The sequence below is a fragment of the Corynebacterium sp. NML180780 genome (genome assembly GCF_007786415.1).
GTDB classification, from domain to species: domain Bacteria; phylum Actinomycetota; class Actinomycetes; order Mycobacteriales; family Mycobacteriaceae; genus Corynebacterium; species Corynebacterium gottingense.
Genome location: NZ_VNKN01000015.1, coordinates 42,607 through 61,825, shown reverse-complemented (window position 1 = coordinate 61,825; position 19,219 = coordinate 42,607). Strand labels below are relative to the sequence as shown.

17 protein-coding genes and 1 pseudogene are annotated in these 19,219 nt (G+C 64.1%); 10 read left to right on the top strand and 8 right to left on the bottom strand.

Translation table 11 applies throughout. The features are described 5' to 3' along the window. The first annotated feature begins 27 nt into the window (after nt 1-27). The 7 genes from FPP74_RS10545 to FPP74_RS10515 are packed head-to-tail and all read left to right on the top strand — an operon-like array spanning nt 28 to nt 7,198. Nucleotides 28-993: a thiamine-phosphate kinase gene (locus FPP74_RS10545; protein ID WP_144718404.1), complete on the top strand. Its 966-nt coding sequence runs from the start codon at nt 28-30 to the stop codon at nt 991-993. Then, a complete protein-coding gene (locus FPP74_RS10540) occupies nt 990-1,634 on the top strand; it encodes a uracil-DNA glycosylase (RefSeq protein WP_144718402.1) in 645 nt (214 codons plus the stop codon). The genes FPP74_RS10545 and FPP74_RS10540 overlap by 4 nt, the downstream gene beginning before the upstream one ends. Before the next feature lie 11 nt (nt 1,635-1,645). Beyond that, nucleotides 1,646-3,247: a DAK2 domain-containing protein gene (locus FPP74_RS10535; protein WP_144718400.1), complete on the top strand. Its 1,602-nt coding sequence runs from the start codon at nt 1,646-1,648 to the stop codon at nt 3,245-3,247. 3 nt (nt 3,248-3,250) lie between these two features. Further along, complete coding sequence (locus FPP74_RS10530) at nt 3,251-5,353, top strand: ATP-dependent DNA helicase RecG (protein ID WP_095548317.1); 2,103 nt, start codon at nt 3,251-3,253, stop codon at nt 5,351-5,353. Between the two features lie 32 nt (nt 5,354-5,385). Continuing rightward, a complete protein-coding gene (gene rsmD / locus FPP74_RS10525; protein WP_095534988.1) occupies nt 5,386-5,976 on the top strand; it encodes a 16S rRNA (guanine(966)-N(2))-methyltransferase RsmD in 591 nt (196 codons plus the stop codon). Beyond that, nucleotides 5,973-6,449 carry a pantetheine-phosphate adenylyltransferase gene (gene coaD, locus FPP74_RS10520; protein ID WP_144718398.1) on the top strand — a complete coding sequence of 159 codons (477 nt, stop codon included), beginning with the start codon at nt 5,973-5,975 and terminating at the stop codon, nt 6,447-6,449. Before rsmD ends, coaD begins: the two co-directional genes overlap by 4 nt. Then, the gene (locus FPP74_RS10515; protein WP_144718396.1) at nt 6,446-7,198 is read left to right on the top strand and encodes a sulfite exporter TauE/SafE family protein; all 753 of its coding nucleotides are present in this window, start codon (nt 6,446-6,448) and stop codon (nt 7,196-7,198) included. The genes coaD and FPP74_RS10515 overlap by 4 nt, the downstream gene beginning before the upstream one ends. Before the next feature lie 18 nt (nt 7,199-7,216). Here FPP74_RS10515 and FPP74_RS10510 read toward each other — a convergent pair whose 3' ends face one another. The 4 genes from FPP74_RS10510 to FPP74_RS10495 form a co-directional block, all read right to left on the bottom strand. Continuing rightward, a complete protein-coding gene (locus tag FPP74_RS10510) occupies nt 7,217-7,990 on the bottom strand; it encodes an amino acid ABC transporter ATP-binding protein (protein ID WP_304505087.1) in 774 nt (257 codons plus the stop codon). Between the two features lie 3 nt (nt 7,991-7,993). Beyond that, nucleotides 7,994-8,941 carry an amino acid ABC transporter permease gene (locus FPP74_RS10505; protein WP_144718394.1) on the bottom strand — a complete coding sequence of 316 codons (948 nt, stop codon included), beginning with the start codon at nt 8,939-8,941 and terminating at the stop codon, nt 7,994-7,996. Nucleotides 8,942-8,947: 6 nt separating this feature from the next. After that, the gene (locus FPP74_RS10500; RefSeq protein ID WP_144718392.1) at nt 8,948-9,862 is read right to left on the bottom strand and encodes an ABC transporter substrate-binding protein; all 915 of its coding nucleotides are present in this window, start codon (nt 9,860-9,862) and stop codon (nt 8,948-8,950) included. An 88-nt stretch (nt 9,863-9,950) separates the two neighbouring features. Next, nucleotides 9,951-10,502 (bottom strand): hypothetical protein, encoded by a 552-nt coding sequence (locus FPP74_RS10495; protein WP_144718390.1) that lies wholly within the window; start codon nt 10,500-10,502, stop codon nt 9,951-9,953. Nucleotides 10,503-10,674: 172 nt separating this feature from the next. On the opposite strand from FPP74_RS10495, the gene FPP74_RS10490 reads away from it, so the two are divergent. Next, on the top strand, nt 10,675-11,715 hold the full coding sequence (locus FPP74_RS10490; protein ID WP_144718388.1) for an HNH endonuclease signature motif containing protein: 1,041 nt from the start codon (nt 10,675-10,677) through the stop codon (nt 11,713-11,715). A 73-nt stretch (nt 11,716-11,788) separates the two neighbouring features. Here the strand turns inward: FPP74_RS10490 and FPP74_RS10485 are convergent, their stop codons facing one another. From FPP74_RS10485 to FPP74_RS10475, 3 genes and pseudogenes are all read right to left on the bottom strand, one after another. After that, the gene (locus FPP74_RS10485; RefSeq protein ID WP_186439435.1) at nt 11,789-13,000 is read right to left on the bottom strand and encodes an MFS transporter; all 1,212 of its coding nucleotides are present in this window, start codon (nt 12,998-13,000) and stop codon (nt 11,789-11,791) included. 82 nt (nt 13,001-13,082) lie between these two features. Continuing rightward, a complete protein-coding gene (locus FPP74_RS10480) occupies nt 13,083-13,523 on the bottom strand; it encodes a MarR family winged helix-turn-helix transcriptional regulator (protein WP_144718384.1) in 441 nt (146 codons plus the stop codon). A gap of 92 nt (nt 13,524-13,615) precedes the next feature. Continuing rightward, a pseudogene (locus FPP74_RS10475) lies at nt 13,616-15,400 on the bottom strand (oleate hydratase). Between the two features lie 583 nt (nt 15,401-15,983). On the opposite strand from FPP74_RS10475, the gene FPP74_RS10470 reads away from it, so the two are divergent. Beyond that, nucleotides 15,984-16,310, top strand: coding sequence for a hypothetical protein (locus FPP74_RS10470; RefSeq protein ID WP_143340325.1), 327 nt, complete (start codon nt 15,984-15,986; stop codon nt 16,308-16,310). Beyond that, nucleotides 16,307-16,786 (top strand): hypothetical protein, encoded by a 480-nt coding sequence (locus tag FPP74_RS10465; protein ID WP_143340324.1) that lies wholly within the window; start codon nt 16,307-16,309, stop codon nt 16,784-16,786. Before FPP74_RS10470 ends, FPP74_RS10465 begins: the two co-directional genes overlap by 4 nt. A gap of 1,543 nt (nt 16,787-18,329) precedes the next feature. Here the strand turns inward: FPP74_RS10465 and FPP74_RS10460 are convergent. After that, nucleotides 18,330-19,103 carry a hypothetical protein gene (locus FPP74_RS10460; RefSeq protein ID WP_095546306.1) on the bottom strand — a complete coding sequence of 258 codons (774 nt, stop codon included), beginning with the start codon at nt 19,101-19,103 and terminating at the stop codon, nt 18,330-18,332. Nucleotides 19,104-19,219: the final 116 nt, after the last annotated feature.

The following is a 19,219-nucleotide window of genomic DNA, read 5'->3' as shown; positions in this document are numbered from 1 at the left end:
AGTCTAACGAAAGGCGGTATAGCAACCGTGATCCGAACCGGGTTTCCCACCGTCGGGCCCACGCTGGCATCCGTGGGCGAACACGCGGTGATCGACGCCATCGTGCGCGCCTCGCCATCGCCCATCAACGGCGACGACGCCGCCGTGCTTACCCCCTCGACCCCGAACTCGCGGGTCGTGGCCGCCACCGACATGCTCGTGGAGGGGCGCCACTTCCGCGCCGACCTCACCACGCCGGAATTCGTGGGGCGCAAGGCCGTCGTCCAAAACTTCGCCGACATCGAGGCGATGGGCGCGCGCCCGATCGCCGCGCTGCTGGCCATCGCCGCGCCGCCGGAGATGCCGCTCGCCGTGATCGAGGGGCTTGCGCGCGGCGTGGGCCAGGCAACCGCGGACTATTCCACCGAGCTCGTCGGCGGCGACGTAACGCAGTCAGACCAGCTCGTGGTCTCCGTCGCCGCGATCGGCTCGCTCGGCGGGAACCGCGATCCGCTCTCGCTGGACCACGCGCGGCCCGGGCAGCGCGTCGTGGCCCACGGCGACATCGGCTACTCCGCCGCCGGGTTCGCGCTGCTCAACGCGGGGGTGCGGATCCCGGAAGCGCTCGAGCCGCTCGTCCACGCGCACCAGGTCCCGCGCCTGACCCCCGGCCGCGGCGTGGTTGCGCGCGCCGCCGGCGCCACCGCGATGACGGACAACTCCGACGGACTGATCCGCGACCTGTCCCAGATTGCCACGCACTCCAAGGTGGGCATCGACCTGTCCAGCCTGGCCATCGCGCCGGACGACCTGCTGCGCAAAGCCGGCGAGCTCCTCGGGCAGGACCCCTGGGAGTGGGTGCTCACCGGCGGCGAGGACCACACGCTCCTGGGTACCTGCGACGGCTCCGCGCCCGTCGGCTTCCGCTCGATCGGGAGGGTCACACGCACGGGGCAGGTGCTTATCGACGCCACCGCGCCCCACTACACCAACGGATGGGAGAGCTTCGGATGAATCTGCCCGTACACGAGACCTGGCAGGCACCGCTCGCGGGAGTGGAGGACCGCATCCACGCCATGGGAGACTTCCTCCGCGGCGAGGACGCCTACCTGCCGCGCGGTAACGACATCCTGCGCGCGTTTGCGGACCCGTTTGACACGGTGCGCGTACTCATCGTCGGGCAGGACCCGTACCCTACGCCTGGCCACCCGATGGGCCTGGCGTTTTCCACCCAGCCGGGCGTGAAGCCGCCGCGCAGCCTGGTCAACATCCACAAGGAGCTGCAGGAGGATCTCGGTGTCGCCCCGCGCGCCGACGGTGACCTGTCGTCCTGGTCCGCCCAGGGCATCCTGCTGCTCAACCGCGTGCTCACGGTCCGGCCCGGTGCGCCCGCCTCGCACCGCGGGAAGGGCTGGGAAGCGGTGACCGAGGCGGCGATCCGCGCGCTCGCGGCCCGCGACCAGCCCCTCGTGGCGATCCTCTGGGGCCGCGACGCGCAGTCGGCGGCGCGCTTCCTTGGTGATACGCCGCGCATCGAGTCCCCGCACCCGTCCCCGCTTTCCGCCAACCGAGGGTTCTTCGGCTCCCGCCCGTTTAGCCGGGCCAACCAGGCGCTTCAAGACCAAGGTGGGCAGCCGGTGGACTGGGGCCTGTAAGATAACCGCTCATGGTGACTCCTCGTGGCTTCGACGGTGACCGCCTGCGCTCATGGGCCAGGCGCGCCGCCAGCGAACTCGAACGCCGCAGGGTGGAGATCAACGAGCTCAACGTGTTCCCGGTTCCCGACGCGGACACCGGCTCCAACATGGCGCACACAATGCACGCTGCCGTGGAGGCGACCGAGCAGATCGGCGCGGACGCCACGGCCGCCGAGGTCGCCGAAGCCCTCGCCCAGGGCGCGGTGCGGGGCGCACGCGGCAACTCCGGCGTCGTGCTCTCCCAGGTCATGCGCGGCCTGGCGCAGTCCATGACGGAGGAGACCTCCGGTGGGGCCATCGTCGCCGACGCGCTCGCCGCCGCGGTGCGGTTTGCGGACCGGGCGATCGCCGAGCCCGTCGAGGGCACAGTGATCACCGTGCTGCGGGCCGCCGCCGTCGCCGCAGAGGAGGCGGCTGCCGGCACCACCGCGAACACGCTCAGCGACGTCGCTGCCGCCGCAACCGGGGCGGCGCAGCAGGCGCTGGCGAACACGCCGTCGCAGCTCGAGGCCCTGCGCCAAGCCGGAGTCGTCGACGCGGGCGCGACGGGGCTGGTCATCCTCCTCGAAGCCCTCGTGGCCGAGGTAGCGGATGGCGCTGCGCAAAACGCGCCGGGCGCAAGCGAGCCGGGGGAGGGGGCGCCCAGAAGCACTGGCTCGGCGGCGCACTCGCACGGTGCCGCGGGAAACCTTGAGGTCATGTTCTACTTCCGCGGCGAGGTCGGCGCACTCGGGAGGCTCGAAGACGCGCTGGTCGGGCTGGGAGACAGCCTCGTCGTCGCGCGCGCCGGCGAGGACGAGGGAACCGTCCATATCCATACCGAGCGCGCCGGCGAGGTGATCGAGCAGGCCTTCGGCGCAGGGCAGGTCAGTAACCTGCGGCTGGAGATCCTGCCCGCGGAGCCGGTGACGCGCGCGCCGAAGCGAGTGATCATCGCGGTCACGCCGCCCGGTTCGCTCACCGAGCTGTACGGTCAGGCCGGCGCCGTGACCATTGCCCCCGGCCCTGATGTGGTGGCGGACATCCTCGCAGCGATCCGCCGCTCCCGCGCCCAGGAGGTGATCCTGCTGCCAAACGGGCTGCTGGACAGCCGGAACCTGGTCGCGGTCGAGCGCGCGACGCGGGCCTTCGAGCAGACGATCACGCTGCTCGCCACCGTGCGGCTGGTCTCCGGGATCGCTGCGCTGACCGTCCACGACGCGAACCAGCCCCTGGCGACCGCCGCGTTCACCATGTCTGAGGCCGCGGGCGAGATGCGCACAGCCGTCGCGCACCGCGCTGCAAAGGCGGGGCTCATCCAGGGTGGCCCCGTGGGCAAGGGCGACATCATCGTCACCGCGCATGGAGAGACCGTGCTCATCGCGGACACGCCGGCGGAGGCGCTCGAGGGCGCGTGCCGGCGCCTGCTCGACCACGGCGGCGAGCAGGTCACGGTGCTCTACGACCCCACCTACCTGCACGCCGACGAGTTGGACGCGCTCGCGGTGCGGTTCGCTGAGTCGCTCGGCGTTGAGGCGGTGGCGTACCCGGCAGACGGCCTCGGCGCGGTCGCCGAGATCGGGGTGGAGTAGTCCATGCTTGGGTTTGCAGACTCGCGTCCGCTGAACCTGGTCATCCCGCTCAAACAGGCGCGGGCGATTGCGAAGCACCTGGACATCACGACCTGCGGCGAGCTCCTGCAGTACTACCCGCGCCGCTACCTCCAGTACGGCAAGGGCGCAGACTTGACCGGCATGGAGGAGGGCTCCACCGCGACGATCATCGGCACCGTCGTGAGCACGACCCTGATCCCGAACCGCAAGACCCCGAAGCGCCCCATCTTCCGCATCGAGGTCGACGACGGCCGCCAAACCATCCCCGCCACCTTCTTCGGCTCCGCCTACGCGCAACGCATGCTCCGCGAGGGTCGCCGCGTGATGCTCAACGGCAAGCTCAATTTTTTTCGCGGCCGCCCCCAGCTCCAGCACCCGGACTTCGTGCTTCTCGACGGCACGTCCCAGGCCACCGGCTCACTGAAACAACTCATGCACTTCGGGTCGTTGGAGCAGATCCTTTCCGGGCGCGACTGGCTGCCCATCTACCCGGCGAAAAAGGGGATCAACACCTGGACGATTATGGGCGCGGTCCACATGGTCCTGCACTCGCTGCCGACCATCGAGGAGCCGCTCGGGTTCACGCCGATCGGGATGCTGCCGCTGAACTCGGCGGTCCGCCAGATCCACGAGCCCGGCCCCGAGGGGCCCGGCAAGGCGCTGCACCGGCTGAAGTACGACGAGGCGCTGTCCGTCGCGCTGGCCATGGGGGTGCGCCGGGCAGACCTCTCGCACCGTCGCGCGGAGGCCCTGCCGCGGGTGGCGGACCGGGACCAGGCGAGGCTGCTGGACCAGCTGCCGTTCGCGCTCACGGAGGGCCAGTCGGCGGTGTTCGGGGAGATCAGCGCGGACATGGCCTCCGTGCGGCCGATGAGCCGGCTGTTGCAGGGTGAGGTCGGCTCCGGCAAGACGATCATCGCGCTGATCGCCATGCTGCAGGCGGTGGACAACGGCGCACAGGCCGCGCTTCTCGCGCCGACCGAGGTGCTGGCGATGCAGCACGCGCGCTCGCTTGCAGAGACGCTGCTGCGCGCCGGCGTTCCCGCGCGCGTCGTCGCGCTCACCGGTTCCATGGGGGCCGCGCAGAAGCAGGAAGCGCTGCTCAAGATCGTCTCCGGCGAGGCGGACATCGTCGTGGGCACGCACGCGTTGATCCAGGACACGGTGGACTTTTTCAACCTCGGGCTGGTCGTGGTGGATGAGCAGCACCGGTTCGGGGTGGAGCAGCGTGATACGCTGCGGGCGAAGGCGGGGGAGCGCACCCCGCACCTGCTCGTCATGACCGCGACCCCCATCCCGCGCACCATCGCCATCACCGTGTTCGGCGATCTGAGCGTGTCCACGCTCAAGGAGCTGCCAGGCGGGCGCAAGCCGATTCGCTCCTCGGTCGTGCCGGAGTTTCGGCCGTCCTGGGTGGCGCGCGCGTGGGAGAAGATCCGCGAAGAGATCGCGGCGGGCCACCAGGCGTACATTGTCTGCCCCAGGATCGAGGGCGAGGGTGGCGTGCACGAGGTGGCCGAGTACCTCGCCGACGCGGAGTTCCCGGACAGCACGGTCGCCGTCCTCCACGGCCGGATGAAGGGCGAAGAGAAGGACGCCGTGATGGCGGATTTCGCCGCGGGCGCCACGGACGTGCTCGTGTCCACCACGGTGATCGAGGTCGGCGTGGACGTGCCCAATGCCACGGTGATGATGGTGCGCGAGTCCGAACACTTCGGCGTCTCCCAGCTGCACCAGCTGCGCGGGCGCGTCGGCCGTGGCGGGTTCGAGTCGTGGTGCCTCTTCCATACGCTGGCGGACCAGGGCTCCCCGTCGTTTACCCGGGTACAGCAGGTCGCGGCCACCACGGACGGCTTCAAACTCGCGGAGCTTGATCTGCTCAACCGCCGCGAGGGCGACGTGCTGGGCAAGGAGCAATCGGGCCTGCACCGCACCCTGCGGCTGATCAATCTTGTGGACGACCGAGCACTCGTCGAGCGCGCCTACCGGGACGCGGGCAGCATCGTCGCCGACAACCTGGAGTTCGCGCGCAGCGCCACCGCGGACTTTGTCGCCGAAGACTTCGAATACCTAGACAAAAGCTAAACCCGCGCTACCTGCCCGCTACAGTGTGTGGCATGAACCGCATTATTTCCGGAGACGCCCGCGGCAGGAAGATCAAGGTCCCGCCCGAGGGCACGAGGCCGACATCCGACCGCGCCCGCGAGGGCCTGTTTTCGTCCCTCCAGGTCCGCTTCGGGTTCACGGGGGCGAACGTGCTCGACCTGTTCGCCGGTTCCGGCGCGCTTGGCCTCGAGGCAGCGTCGCGCGGCGCGCAGCAGGTGGTGCTGGTGGAAAATGACCCGCGTGCGGTCGCCGTCATCGAGCACAACGCCGAGGTCGTCGGCCACGCGGACGTCCGCATCGAGCCAGTCAAGGCTTCCACCTACGTTGCGCGCGCCCCGCGCAAGCACTTCCACATGGTGCTCGCAGACCCGCCGTACGCGCTCGATGACGCCACCGTCGCCGAGATGGTCCGCGCGCTCGAGCCATTGCTTATCGACGGAGCCGTGGTCGTCGTCGAGCGCCACCGCGACAGCCCCGAGACCGATTGGCCGGCGACCTTCACCCCGACGGGCCAGAAGCTGAAGAAGCGCACCTACGGCATTGCCCGCATGGACATGGCCGTCTACGCGGACCCCGAGACCAACGAAAGCGAGGAGCAATGACCACCGCTGTCTGCCCCGGGTCCTTCGACCCGATCACGAACGGGCACCTCGACATCGTGCGCCGCGCCTCGCACAGCTTTGACGAGGTCGTCGTGCTTGTCACCGGCAACCCGTCGAAGAAGTCGGGTCTGTTTAGCGTGGACGAGCGCATGGCGCTTATCCGCGAGGTGACCGCGGACATCCCGGGCGTGCGCGTGGACTCCTGGGGAGGCCTGCTCGTCGACTACACCAACGAGCACCGCGTGACCGCCCTGGTCAAGGGCCTGCGCTCCTCGCTGGACTACGACTACGAGCTGCCCATGGCGCAGATGAACCGCCGCTTGTCCGGCATCGACACCTACTTCCTCATGACGGACGAGAAGTACGGCTACGTCTCCTCCTCCCTGTGCAAAGAGGTGGCCAAGTACGGCGGCGACGTCACCGGGCTGGTGCCGCACACGGTCCGCGAGGCCATGCGGGAGAAGTTCCAGTGATCTGGCTCGCCGTCGGCGTGTTCGTTGCCATCGCTGCCGGCGCCATCTCCCAGCGCGTCTCCGGCATGGGGCTCGGTCTCATCGCCGCGCCCGCGCTCTCGCTCATGCTGGGGCCGGTCGTGGGCATCATCCTCATCAACGTCCTCGCCACGATCAACGCGGTGCTGAACACGTGGTCCATGCGCGCGGACGTCGATTGGGGCAAGTTCGCACCGATTGCGGCGGCGCTCGTCGTCGGCGCGGTGCCGGGTGCGTTCCTCATCCGCGCGGTGTCGCCCTCGGCGCTGCTCGTGGTCGTCGGCATCGTGCTCATCATCGCGTTGAGCGTGGTGACCCTGGGCAAGCGGTACGTGCCGCCCATCGAAGGCGCGCTGCCCGCGGCCGTCTCCGGCGCCGTCGGCGGGTTCATGAACACGCTCGCTGGCGTGGCAGGGCCCGCCATCACGGTGTACTCGCAGGCGGCGCGCTGGCTGCAGCGCACCTACGCGGCGACCTTGCAACCCATCTTCATGGTCTCCGGCGCGGTCTCGTTCCTGATCAAGGAGCTCACCGGGGCTGCGAACCTGGCGACTATCCCGGCGGCGTTCTGGGTGGCGGCGGCCGCGGGGCTTTTTGTCGGTCAGGTTTCGGGCACGAAGTTAGCCCCGCACATCCCGAGCGCCAAGGCGCACACCGTGGCGCTCTCGCTCGCGTTTTTCGGCGGGTTTACCGCGCTCGTGCGCGGGCTGGTCGGGATGTTCGGGGCGTAAAGGGCGCTAGAACGAGCGTTAGAACAGCGTCGAAACGAAGGCCTTGGTGCGCTCCTCGCGCGGGTTGTCCAGGACCTCGGCGGGCGTGCCGTACTCAATGACCTGGCCGTTCGCCATGAACGCAACGTGGTCGGCCACTTCGTGGGCAAACGCCATCTCGTGGGTGACCACCATCATCGTCATACCCTCGGCGGCGAGGTCCTTCATCACGCGCAGCACTTCGCCGACGAGCTCGGGGTCGAGGGCGGACGTGGGCTCGTCGAAAAGCATGAGCTTCGGCTCCATGGACACGGCGCGCGCGATCGCGACGCGCTGCTGCTGGCCGCCCGAGAGCTGGATGGGGAAGGCGTCGGCCTTCGCGGCGAGGCCGACCATCTCAAGCAGTTCCATCGCGCGCGCCTTCGCCTTCGCCGGGTCCTCGCCCTTGACGTGGATGGGCGCCTCGATGATGTTTTCCAGCACCGTGCGGTGGCCGAAGAGGTTGAAGTTCTGGAACACCATGCCGATGTCGCGGCGCTGCTTGGCCGCATCCTTCTCGCTCATCTCGTAGAGCACGCCGTCGCGCTCGCGGTAGCCGATCAGGTCGCCGTCGACGTACAGGCGGCCCGCGCTGACCTTCTCCAGGTGATTGACGCAGCGCAAAAACGTCGACTTGCCGGACCCCGACGGGCCGATGAGGCAGGTGACGCTGCCCGGCATGACCTCCAGGTTGATGCCTTTGAGCACGTCCAGCTGGCCGAACGACTTCCACACGTCCACGGCCTGGATCATCGGTGTTGCTTTGACCGTCATGGCTTAGCGTCCCTTCTTCTTGTCCGGTGCGGTGATGATTTCCACGTTGGAGGGGATGGTGCCCTCCGCGTCGGCCAAGCTGGCGAGCTGGCGGGCGGTGAGCTGGCGGGTCGCACCGCGCTCGAAGTAGCGCTCCAGGTAGTACTGGGCGACCATGAGCAGCGAGGTGATGACGAGGTACCAGGTCGCCGCGACGAGCAGCAGCGGCACCGGCTGGAACAGGGCCGCCGCGATGTCCATGGAGCGGCCGTACAGCTCGAGCGAGTAGGGGACCGCCACGACCAGCGACGAGGTCTTGAGCAGCGAGATGAACTCGTTGCCCGTCGGCGGGATGATGATGCGCATCGCCTGCGGGAGCACCGTGCGCGTCATCGTTTGGCGCCAGCTCATGCCGAGTGCCTTCGACGCCTCGACCTGGCCCTCCGGCACCGAGGACACGCCCGAGCGGACGATCTCCGCCATGTACGCGGCCTCGTTCAACCCGAGGCCCACGACCGCCAGCGCGAACGCGGAAGAGGTGAACGGCTCGAGCGGGATCTCGGTGAAGCCGAGGTTGATCGAGTCATAAATCGCGCCGATCAGTCCCCAGAACATCAGCTGCACGTAGACCGGCGTGCCACGGAAGACCCAGAGGAAGAGCCAGGCGACCGCGTTGAACACCGGGTTCGGGCTCATGCGCATGACCGCAAGCAAGATGCCGCCGACGACGCCGATGATCATACCCAGCAGCGTGATCGCGAGCGTGTGCAGGCCCGCGACGGCGATGCGCGTGTCAAAGAGGTACTGGAAGTAGGTGTCCCACCCGTAGGCGTCGTTACGCGCGGCGCCGATGATGAACCAGGCGACGAGTGCGATCAGGATCGCGGCGAGCACCCAGCGGCCGGGGTGGCGAAGCGGCTTCGCCTCGATGCGCTCCGGCTTGCTCCGCCGGCTGTATACCTTGTTGCTCATCTGGTGTTACCCCAGCCCTTCTATCGGTTGTTCGTTCAGGAGTGCGTGCTCGAGCAGCCCACTATCGACGTTCCACTGCTCCAGGATGCGGGCGTATTCCCCAGTGACGATCAGGTGCTGCATGGCCAGCGCCATGACGGGGCCCAGCTCCGAGTCCTTCGGTACGGCGATTCCGTACGGCGCCGCGTCAAACATCTCGCCGACGAGCTCGAGGTCGCCGCCCGAGCGCTCCACGGCCCACGCGGTGACGGGGGAGTCGGCGCTGTACGCGTCCGCGCGGCCGACGAGCGCGGCCAGCGCAGCGTTATCGGCGGTGTCGAAGGAGAGGACGGTAATCGGCTCCTTGCCCGCCTCGACGCAGGCGTCGGATTTGGGGCGCACGTCGTCGGTTTCGGAGACGGTCGTGCGCTGCACGGAAACGGTGAGCCCGCAGGCGTCCTTGGGGTCGACGGCGCTGTCCGTCTGCCGCGCCCACTGGATGCCGGCGTACAGGAAGTCGACGAAGTCGAACGATTCGCGACGCTCCGGGTTGTCAGTGAATCCAGATATGCCGGCATCGAGGCTGCCGGCTTGCACCGCGGGGAGGATCATGGAGAAGTCCATGTCTTGTGGGTCGTATTCCAGGCCCATCACGCCTGCGAGTGCGCGTCCGATGTCCATCTCGAACCCGATGAGTTCGCCCTCGGAGTTCTTAAACTCAAACGGGGCGAATGGCGGGTTGGCGCCGATGGAAAGCTTGCCGTCCGCGGCGACCTGCTCAGGCACAAGGGCCGCGATCTCGGGGACTTCTTCCGGGACGATCGGCTCCCAGCCATCGGGCGTACCGTCCTCGGTGTTAGTCACGCAGCCGGTCAGCAGGGTCGCTGCGGCGAGGCAGGCCCCGAGGACGCCTGCCCGGCGTGCGGTGAATGTTGCGTGCATGGAACTTCCAGAAGCGTAGAAATATACTGTGCACTGTATATTACTCGCAACGGTGTCGGCGGGGAAGTCGCCATGCCGTGCGGCAAAGCTACTGCTGCGCCATGCGGATGCCGCGCATCACCAGCTCCACGAGCTGGCCGATCACCAGCAGGCCCAGCATGACTGGGATGACGGACGACGCCGCGCGGCTCGAGCCCGCGGAGCTCTGCGCAAAGTCGCCGGTAAAGAAGCCGGACGACATCATCGACGAGCCCTGCACCTCCTGCTTCGCCAGCTCCCACGGGCTCGCTGTGTCCGGCACCGACGAGTTCTTCGCCCACGCCTGCACGACGTCCTTGCCGTCGCCCTCCTCCATGTCCTTGGTCCAATCCAGGAACATCTCGGAGCTCGACACCTTCTTCACCGGGTTCTTGTCCGGATCCAGGTGCATGGGATCCTTCTCTTCGTCGTAGTCCAGCGGCTTCAGGCCGGGCGAGGGGTCGCCGGGCTTGTTGCCCTTGGGGCGAGTGCTTGACGACGCCCCATCGCCCCCGTTTTCCCCCGCCTCCGCAGCGGCGGCGGCCGGGACGAGGGGGCTGAACTGGACGGTGGATACAGCGAGTGCGGCAGCGATGGTGCCGGCAAGAATGGTCTGGCGCATGCGAACATCCTAACCAAGTGGGTGGACCATTGTCCCATCGGCGAGGCGTGCGGAAAACCCTTAACCAGTATTAGACGCAATATGTAGGCCCGCGGTTCCCTTCGGTGGGTGTTTTGGGAGTCTTCTCACAAGTGCTTGTTTGCGCTGGTCACGGGCCCGTATGGTGCTGGGTATGGATGTGATTGCAGACCTTGTGGCCCACGACCGCGCCGGCGTTGACTACGTCGCCGCGGCCGTTGGCGTGTCTGCAGATTCGCTTATCGACGCCGACGTGGCCCCCGACCGCGCCGCCCAGCTAGTCGTTGCCGCCCGCATGTTGTACGCGCCGACGTCGCATTCGCGTTACCAGGCCCGTGCGGTGGCAGGTGCTCGTGAGTGCGGGCATCGGGTGGATACGTTGGCCTATATTGCGCGTGCGTCGCGCTCGATTGCAGATGCGACGAACCGGTGGCGGTTTATTGAAACGCTGTGTGCCACCAGTGGTGATTTGGCGTGTGTGCGCCGTGTTGCTGCGCAGTTGAAGCAGGAGTTGTCGCCGGCGCCTGCGCGCACGCCTGGGGTGCGGGTGCGCCAGCATGGTGATGGGCTGGCAACGCTTCGTGTGACAGGGCCGGCCCTTGCGGTGCAAGGTGTCTACGATGCGGCGAAAGATGATGTTGCTGGTTGGTTGGCCAATGATTGCCCGAAGGCGGACTACACGGTGCGTGTAACTGCGAATTTGGATCTCGGTGATTACGTGAAGATCATCTCGGGTGCCGGCGACGATGTTGAGGTGCATTTTGCCAACGGGGTGATTTGTTCTGGTGAGGAGTTTGTGCGGATGCAGCTCGAGGAACTGGGTGCGATCATTTTGGTGGGGGCGGCTGATGGGCCGGTGAATGCGTATGATGTGCGGTTTGCGCATCGGAAGCATCGGGAGATGATGTTGGCGGATTCGCTTACGTGTACGTGGAAGGATTGTGATGTGCCGGCGTCACAGTGCGATGCGCATCATATGGTGGAGCATCAGCATGGGGGTGAGACTGAGGTGGGGAATTTGGGGTGGTTGTGTCGGTATCACAATTATCAGGCCGGTCGGCCGTCGCGTGGGCGGACGCAGCGTCGGGGTGGGCGGATTGTGTGGGTCTCGCCGTCGGGTCGGGTCACACCGACTGGGGCGGATCACGCCGCGCGGGCGCCGTTTCGTAGCCCGGACCCGCCGGATGAAGGGTAGCGTGCCGTCGCCCTCGTGTTAAAAGCGCCAGTGCCCCTGGCGCCAACACGCATGCGCTGGGGCGGTGGCGTCGTTAAGCGAGGCGGCCCAGGTTGCGCTTGCCCACGAGCAGGATTGCGAGGGAGAGGACCAGCGACGCCGCGCCGAACCAGTACGGGACGCCTGCGCCGAGGGCGGCGGCGAGCGGGCCGGAGACCGCGGGGGCGATGGCGCCGCCGAGGAAGCGCAGTCCGGAGTACGTGGAGGAGGCGACGTTGCGGGGGAGGTGGGTGGCTTCCATGACGGCCTCGGTGAGCACGGTGTTGAAGACGCCGATGAAGATGCCGGCGATGATGACCAGGGTGACGACCGCCGTGAGGTGCAGCGCGGCGAAACCGAGGCAGGCGAGCAAAACGCCGAAGCCGCCGAGGATCAGGTTCAGCACGGGGAAGAGGCCGAGCCATTGCACGAGGCGGGGTGCGAGGAACACCGAGGAGATGGCGAGCGTGAGGCCCCAGCCGAAGAAGACGAACCCCAGCTCGATGGCGCCGAAGTCCTTGCCTGCGAGCGAGGCGGCCTCCTCGATTGGGTACGGGGAGTACGCCAGAAGCGTGAAGAAGCCGAAGTTGTAGAAGAACGCGACCAGGCCGAGCGTGAGCAGCGCCGGTTCCTTGAGCGCGACGAAGCCTGCGCTGAACTCGACGGGGGCGGGGTTGTTGGACTTGCGCTTGAGGAGCGTCGCGATTGCAAGAAAGCCGATGGCCATGAGGACGGCGGTGCCGTAGAAGGGGGCTCGCCAAGAGATCTCGCCGAGGAGTCCACCGGCCAGCGGGCCGACGGCGAGGCCGATGCCCATCGCCGCTTCGTAGAGGATGATGGCTTGACCGGCGCTGCCTGCGGCGGCGCCCACGATCGCTGCGAGCGCGGTGGAGATGAACAGGGCGTTGCCCAAGCCCCAGCCGGCGCGGAACCCGATGATGGCGTCAACGGAGCCAGCGGCGCCGGACAGAAACGCGAAGACGACGATGAGTGCGAGGCCAATCAAGAGTGTGACCTTGACTCCGATTCGCGAGGAGATGAAGGCGCTGAAAAACATTGCGAGCGCCGTGATGAGCAGGTAGCTGGTGAACAGCAGCATCGTCTGCGTGGGGGACGCGTCGAGTTCGCGGCTGATGGCAGGCAGAATCGGATCGACCAAGCCGATGCCCATAAACGAGACCGCGCAGGCGAACGCGAGGGCCCACACAGCGATTGGTTGCTTCAGCATTGAATGCGGTTCGGTGTCTTCCAAACCAGCGTTGGACATGAAAACCTCCTTGTTTTTGGGCATGACAAATGTGGTGGGGTCGACTGGATTGCCGGCCTCAGTAAGTAGGGATGCAGATGTGCTAGCGCTTCTCGGAGAGTTCCTCGGTGATCTGCTGGAGCAGTTCGGAGGCGCGGTGAAGCACGGCGATGTCGTCGTCGCTCAGCGTGTCCAGCACAGGCAGAATCTGGGCGGCGGAGTCGTTGCGGTACTTCAGGAGAATGTCGCGGCCCTTGTCGGTGATCATGAGGTCCGCGGCGCGCGCGTCTTCGGGCGAGGGGTGGCGGGTGATGAAGCCGCCGTCGACAAGCTTCTTGATTGCCTGACTCATGGACGGCTGTGTGATACCCTCACGACGTGCGAGTTCTCCGACGCGAAGTCCGGGCTCGCGATTGAGTGCGGACATCGCGCGTAGCGAGACGTACGAGAGTTGCACCGGGGTTGCTTGATATGCGGTCCGTGCGAAGCGGCTGCTGGCCCACACGAGGTTATTGGCGAGCTGTGCTTGTTCGTCAATCTGCATAGCGTAAATATATACTATGCCTATGTAAGTTGCAATCCGGGGCCCGCGCCAAGCCGCGGTGCAGCGCGCGGCCTGGCAGGTGGAGGACGCGGCTAATTGCGCGGTTTGAGCAGGCCCGACTCCTGGAGCAGCTCGCCGATCTCGTTGTCCTCGATCTTGTCCAGGAAGTGCTTTCGCATGAAGCGGCCCGCCTTGGTGTCGCGGCCGGAGCCAAGCGGCTCGCCGTCGCGGAGTTGGACGGTGGCGTCGAGAAGCGCGCGGACGTCGAAGGTCGAATTGAAGACCTCGGGCACACCGCGCTCGACATTCATGAGCGTGTAAACGGCCTCCATTGGAGTGCGGACCGAGTACTCGGTGGTGAAGATGCAGTCCCGCTGCGCGGACTCGGCGAATTGGCCGATGAATGCGAAGTTTTTCGCACCTTCCGGGACGACGTCAGGGCGGTCGCCGGCCTGGCGCGGCATGAAGAATGCCGTAACGTACGGCATCATCACTGGGACGGCCTTCGCGCCGGTGGCGGCGAGCTCGTCGATCTGGTCAACCGGGACGCCGAGGTGGTAGAGCCACTCGCGGGTAATTTCCTCGCCCGTGGACTCCTCGATGGTTTTACCTGTGTAGTCACCAGGCTTGTCCGAGTAGAGCGCGTAGACCCACACCACGATCTGGTCATCTGGCTGGTTCTTGAAGTGTGGCTGGCGGTTCACGGTCCACGAAAGCAGCCAGCTCGAGTCGCGCGCGGTAACGATGCCGCCCGTGACCACCTTGCCGGAGAAGGGGTCGCGCTTGGCAATCTTCTCGATGTAGCGCGGGATGCGCTCATCGAGCGTGGTCACGGTACACGACTCCCACTTCGTCTCCGGGATGTGGCTGCCAAACACGTCCGGGCGGCCGAACGAGGGGTCCTTCGCCGCGATCTTGCGCCACAGGTCCCACGCCGGGGCAGGTCCCTCGTTGAGCTTGGCCGCGCGGTGGTGGTTGCCGTTGTCGGAGTTTTCCACCAGTGAGCCGATGGTGAGAAACGCGAGGTCGTTCTCCGTGAGTGCGACGCCGCCGTCCTCGCCGTCCTTCTCCCAGTGGATGTACGTGGCCTGCTTCTCGCCGTTGGCGATGCGGAAGTCGACGTCCGTGACCCGCGTACCGTACTCGAACTGCACGCCGTTGTCCTGCAGGTATTTGGTCAGCGGGAGGACGAGGGACTCGTACTGGTTGTACTTGGTGAATTTCAGGGCGGAGAAGTCGGGCAGGCCGCCGATGTGGTGGATGAAACGGTGGACGTAGAGCTTCATTTCCAGCGCGGAGTGCCACTCCTCGAACGCGAACATGGTGCGCCAGTACATCCAGAAGTTGGACTCCAGGAAGTCTTCGCTGAACCACTCGTTGATGCGCACGTTTTCCACCTCGTCGCGGGTGGCCAAGAAGAGCTTGATCAGTTCCTTCTGCGCCTTGCGGGTAAGTGTGAACTTGCCGTCCGTGTGTGCGTCCTGGCCGCGGTTGACGGTCGCGCGCTGGAGGGAGTAGTTCGGGTCGTCGAGGTTGAGCTAGTAGAACTCGTCAAGGACGCTCGCGCCTTCGATTTCCAGCGAGGGGACGGAGCGGAAGAGGTCCCACAGCGTTTCGAAGTGGTTTTCCATCTCGCGGCCGCCGCGGATGACAAAGCCGTCCTCCGGTTCTTTGATGCCGTCGAGCGCGCCGCCGGCGATGTTCGCCTGCTCGAGGATGTGGATGTTTTCGCCCGGCACCTGTGCGTCGCGGATGAGGAAGGCTGCGGCGGACAGCCCGGCGAGTCCGGAGCCGAGGATCCAGGCGGTCTTTTCGTCAGCACCTTCGGGCTTGCGGGGGCGGGCAAAGGCTTCGTAGTTGCCGTTTGTGTAGCGCATGGTGGATCTCCTTCGGAAGCGGTTGTTGCTACAACTGCTTAGGCTAGACCTCTGCAAAACCGCAGCGCTAGGGATTGACGCGAACTCGCGCACAAATGAGGGTGGCTGCAATCCCCGTCACGTCCTGGACGTGGAGAAACGGAAATGTATCGCAAAATGGAGTGCGGATTGCGAGTTGCTCGTGCGGGGCTAGGAGGCGGGAAGCAGCCCAAGAACGGTGGGTGGCAGGCGCACGAAGAACGCCCCGCGGCTGGCTGGTGGGCCGGCGGCGGGGCGTCGAAAAGCGTGCCCCAAGTGAGGCTCGAACTCACGTACTGGCTGTTTCTGTCGCCTGTCATATCCGCAGGTAATGGCATCCTTTTGCGGTATCTGCGACACTGTAAACCTGCTCCGTACGTCATTTGTATGGCACCGGGTTTGGGGGTAGCTGTCGAAACTGTACGCGCCAACTGGCCTTCTGGGACGTGCCGTTAGTTTCTCTACGTCACTATCTCGAATCGGAGAAGCCTTCAAAAAGTTCGCGGATCTGCACTAATGGGACGGGTATAATAGAAATGTATCTCTAATAGAAGAAGGATATTAAATGGCTTCACGCAAAACCACCCAGTCAGGCCGCTTCACACGCGGTTATGTCACAACGCGGAGCAATAGAGACGGAACCGTTGTAGACGTGGAAGTCTTCCACCCTGATGGTTCTTTTGTTCCGGCCCCTCGAATCCGTGGCTATAAGGATCATGGTGGGCTTTTTGGAGGCAATCAGTGGGGCTATCCGCGCGCTCAAGCTCTGCAATATCTGCGATGGCTCAACGGCGGTATGCCTCGGGATTTTGAACCGGAGTTCCTTTTGGCAGATACAGACCGGTTTCTTCTGTCCACTTACCGAACGGCTATGGCATTGTTAGGGCCGTGATGGTCTGGAGCGACCCCAAAAAATCAGATCCCCTGCAGTTTGGCCCGGTGCGATCTGAAGCGATTCTTTCCCAAACGGGTGAAGTGGAGAGCAAAACTTGGGGCGAGGATCTCGTCGAATACGTGAACCTGCTGGCGGTCCGGTCACTTCGTCACGGAGGAGTTGACCCTGAGACCCTGTGCAATCTTTTGGACACTTACGCGAATGAAATTCGCATCGCCTATCATATAGAAGCAGAAGAGAGAACCTATAGTGACGCCATTATCCTGAAGTTCTGGAGAAACGACGATGGCCTCTTGCGCTACTCAGTGCAAACGTCACAAACTTTCCCCGTGAACATCCTTCCGCTCGCCCAACGCTTGGGAGAACTAACCGTGAATCTAAGCGAAAAGAGCACCCCTTCAGCACCATTGCCCGCCATCGATCCCGAGGTCTCGTCGCTTCGAGTGGCCCCTCGCCATTTTCCTTCCGTGTAGGGCTTGAAATATCGGTTGCAGCAAGCGTCCATTCAGTCGATAATCCTTTTTGGCCCCAAGGACCTCTCACCCATTGATTAGTTGCGACAGGACGATGATGACTCCAATGTCGGGCTGGTTGACACACGCTAGCAGTTCTTGTGAGTAGTACTGGCCCGAGCATGTCGAGCGCTTTAAAGACTTCCGTTAGTTCGAGCCTTAAACAAAGAGGGTGGAACATACTGTCGTCCGAGGCACTATGTCATCTGCAGTACGGGATACTATGAAAAGGGAAGCAAGGTTTTTGGTGCGAGGTTCGATTAGCCTCAAATCACCACTTGTAGTAATCATTGGGATCGAACTCTTGTTCTCTTAGAAAATCGTCAAGTTGTCGCTGCACGTCTTTTCTGCTCCTAATGCTACTTAAAGTGAACTTATCCATATCAGCATCGTCAGGAACACGAAATAGCATTGCGCTTCCAAATGCATGGACGCTAAAGTGTTTAGCCATCCTCAATCTTCTCCTCTGATCTGTGAAGATTAGAATACTTTGGCGGTCATCGTCGCGCAATCTTTAATGATACTTTTTCCTAGAGGAGAAGCCGCTGCTCCGCTGGGTCTGAGAGGGGAGGCAAGGGTGATCACAAAGCATCTTGGTGCTCGAGGGTTATTACGATTTGCTGGTCGGTTAGTCGGTTAAGTTGTGAGACCAGCCGAGTAGCTCGCGGATTTCCCTGAAATGCTGTTGCTCCTAATGCCTTTAGAGGTGGTTCTAGGCGTACGTCGCAATCGATAAGCAGGATCTGAGGGAGGGGCTGTCAAACCCGGCTCCGGTGCTAAGTTCATTGTTGGGCTCAAAATTGTCGTGAGCAGTTGCCTGCCTCTCAGCGCATCCATGTCGTTTCAGAGGCCCGATTTTCGGGTTCCTAAGGGAGGCGAGAACTAACAATCGCGGGGAGAGATACCCCGGAACGATGTCTCGAGACTTCATAGCGTGCCCCTGAGAGGCGTGCCCCCGAGAGGGAAGTCGGATAATTCTGAGCCCAGCTGCTTCAAAACCACCCCAGCTAGGTTGCTTCCCATCGTTCTGAGTTTTCTTCTCGTGACCACGTCGCAAAGGTGAACCCCGCCCCCCCGATGAGGCCTGGGGTTAGGTCACGGTGTGTGCGACGCCATCCCCCCGGCAGTCCCGCCGTGACCGCCTTAAACTTTTCACCCTGTGAAGCCGGAATCACTTTTCCTCGGGAACGTCGGACGTCTCAGAAATAGATGTACCAGGCCGTAGGCTATATAAGGTTCCCCTGCCGTTAGGCAGTTAAGTAATTACCTCTTCGAGAGGAAATCTTGTGGGGCAAGGAAGTCTAAGCTTTGGTGACTTTGGTTCATTGGTTTGCCACCGACCTCATAGTAGAACGCGCTCAGAATCGATAGTGGGCGGGTGTGAAGATAAGTAAGCCTGAGGCGGGTTATTTGCGCCGTTATTAAGAAGGCGAATTCTGGAAGTCTTTGCCTAACACCGAATTTTCTTCGGTTCTCAGTGGCCTACAGAGCCATGATTTCAGCGTCAGGATTCTTTCTCTTCTGTCCGGTGTCCTGGCTTGGTCAATTCTAAACTTGCGAGGTGCTTTTGTAGACGCTTCGACATCGGGAGGAACGTCCCCAGAGTAAGGCTCCCAGAGAGAACTGCACCGGCGACGGGGATGACCTTAGCTACTCCGTTAGCGAATATTTTCTTAGTCATACTCACCCCGAGATAGCTCGCAACCTTTTTCACGATCGGATAGATCACTCCCTTGGTGAGTGCCTTCTGCGGGAGTTTCCTAGCGACATTGGCTGCGACCATGCCTGCAACTCGCGTCACTCCACCTTGAGCGAGTTGCACCCCAAACATCACACCCACGAACAGGACCAACATGCCCTCGGTCGCTTCGTCCACATCTTCGCCATCATCGGCAAATAAATCAGGCCAGCTGTAGATATAGGCAAGCTTCTGGACAATTCGAAGAATATGCCCCATGTACTGCGCAAGATCTGCCGGCACAGTCCCCGCCATCGCCAGGCCGCCAGGGATGCCTGCGATTGTCGAGAGGCCAGTAACCTTGCTCGTCTCATAGGCAATAGATGTGTTCGCTATCGCAGTAATGACCTTGAGCGGGATGCCTGCCGTTGCCGGGCTGGTATTGATTGCTTCCTCGATTTGCGCCTCAGTGCAGTAACGCTTGAGGGCTTGGCGGAGGTAAGTAGCTCTGTTCATCCTTACCCCAGGGAGCTTCGCTGCAGCTTCCAACACCTGGGTGAAATTCGATCCCGGACTCTCGAGCTCTTGGGGTTGAGTCATGGATTCATTGTACTTATGTTGCCGGTGGCGAAACATTCCGCAAGCCCTACTCGGCCCAGGAGGTTGCAGCCAGTTCGCCAGTTCCTCCATTTTGATGGCCTGAGTGGACAACAGAA

Bases quoted from the DNA above. Each gene is read 5' to 3' on its own strand.
- FPP74_RS10540 (WP_144718402.1), top strand. From the start codon at position 990: ATGAATCTGCCCGTACACGAGACCTGGCAGGCACCGCTCGCGGGAGTG.
- FPP74_RS10535 (WP_144718400.1), top strand. From the start codon at position 1,646: ATGGTGACTCCTCGTGGCTTCGACGGTGACCGCCTGCGCTCATGGGCC.
- FPP74_RS10530 (WP_095548317.1), top strand. From the start codon at position 3,251: ATGCTTGGGTTTGCAGACTCGCGTCCGCTGAACCTGGTCATCCCGCTC.
- rsmD (WP_095534988.1), top strand. From the start codon at position 5,386: ATGAACCGCATTATTTCCGGAGACGCCCGCGGCAGGAAGATCAAGGTC.
- coaD (WP_144718398.1), top strand. From the start codon at position 5,973: ATGACCACCGCTGTCTGCCCCGGGTCCTTCGACCCGATCACGAACGGG.
- FPP74_RS10510 (WP_304505087.1), bottom strand. From the start codon at position 7,990: ATGACGGTCAAAGCAACACCGATGATCCAGGCCGTGGACGTGTGGAAG.
- FPP74_RS10505 (WP_144718394.1), bottom strand. From the start codon at position 8,941: ATGAGCAACAAGGTATACAGCCGGCGGAGCAAGCCGGAGCGCATCGAG.
- FPP74_RS10500 (WP_144718392.1), bottom strand. From the start codon at position 9,862: ATGCACGCAACATTCACCGCACGCCGGGCAGGCGTCCTCGGGGCCTGC.
- FPP74_RS10495 (WP_144718390.1), bottom strand. From the start codon at position 10,502: ATGCGCCAGACCATTCTTGCCGGCACCATCGCTGCCGCACTCGCTGTA.
- FPP74_RS10490 (WP_144718388.1), top strand. From the start codon at position 10,675: ATGGATGTGATTGCAGACCTTGTGGCCCACGACCGCGCCGGCGTTGAC.
- FPP74_RS10485 (WP_186439435.1), bottom strand. From the start codon at position 13,000: ATGTCCAACGCTGGTTTGGAAGACACCGAACCGCATTCAATGCTGAAG.
- FPP74_RS10480 (WP_144718384.1), bottom strand. From the start codon at position 13,523: ATGCAGATTGACGAACAAGCACAGCTCGCCAATAACCTCGTGTGGGCC.
- FPP74_RS10470 (WP_143340325.1), top strand. From the start codon at position 15,984: ATGGCTTCACGCAAAACCACCCAGTCAGGCCGCTTCACACGCGGTTAT.
- FPP74_RS10460 (WP_095546306.1), bottom strand. From the start codon at position 19,103: ATGACTCAACCCCAAGAGCTCGAGAGTCCGGGATCGAATTTCACCCAG.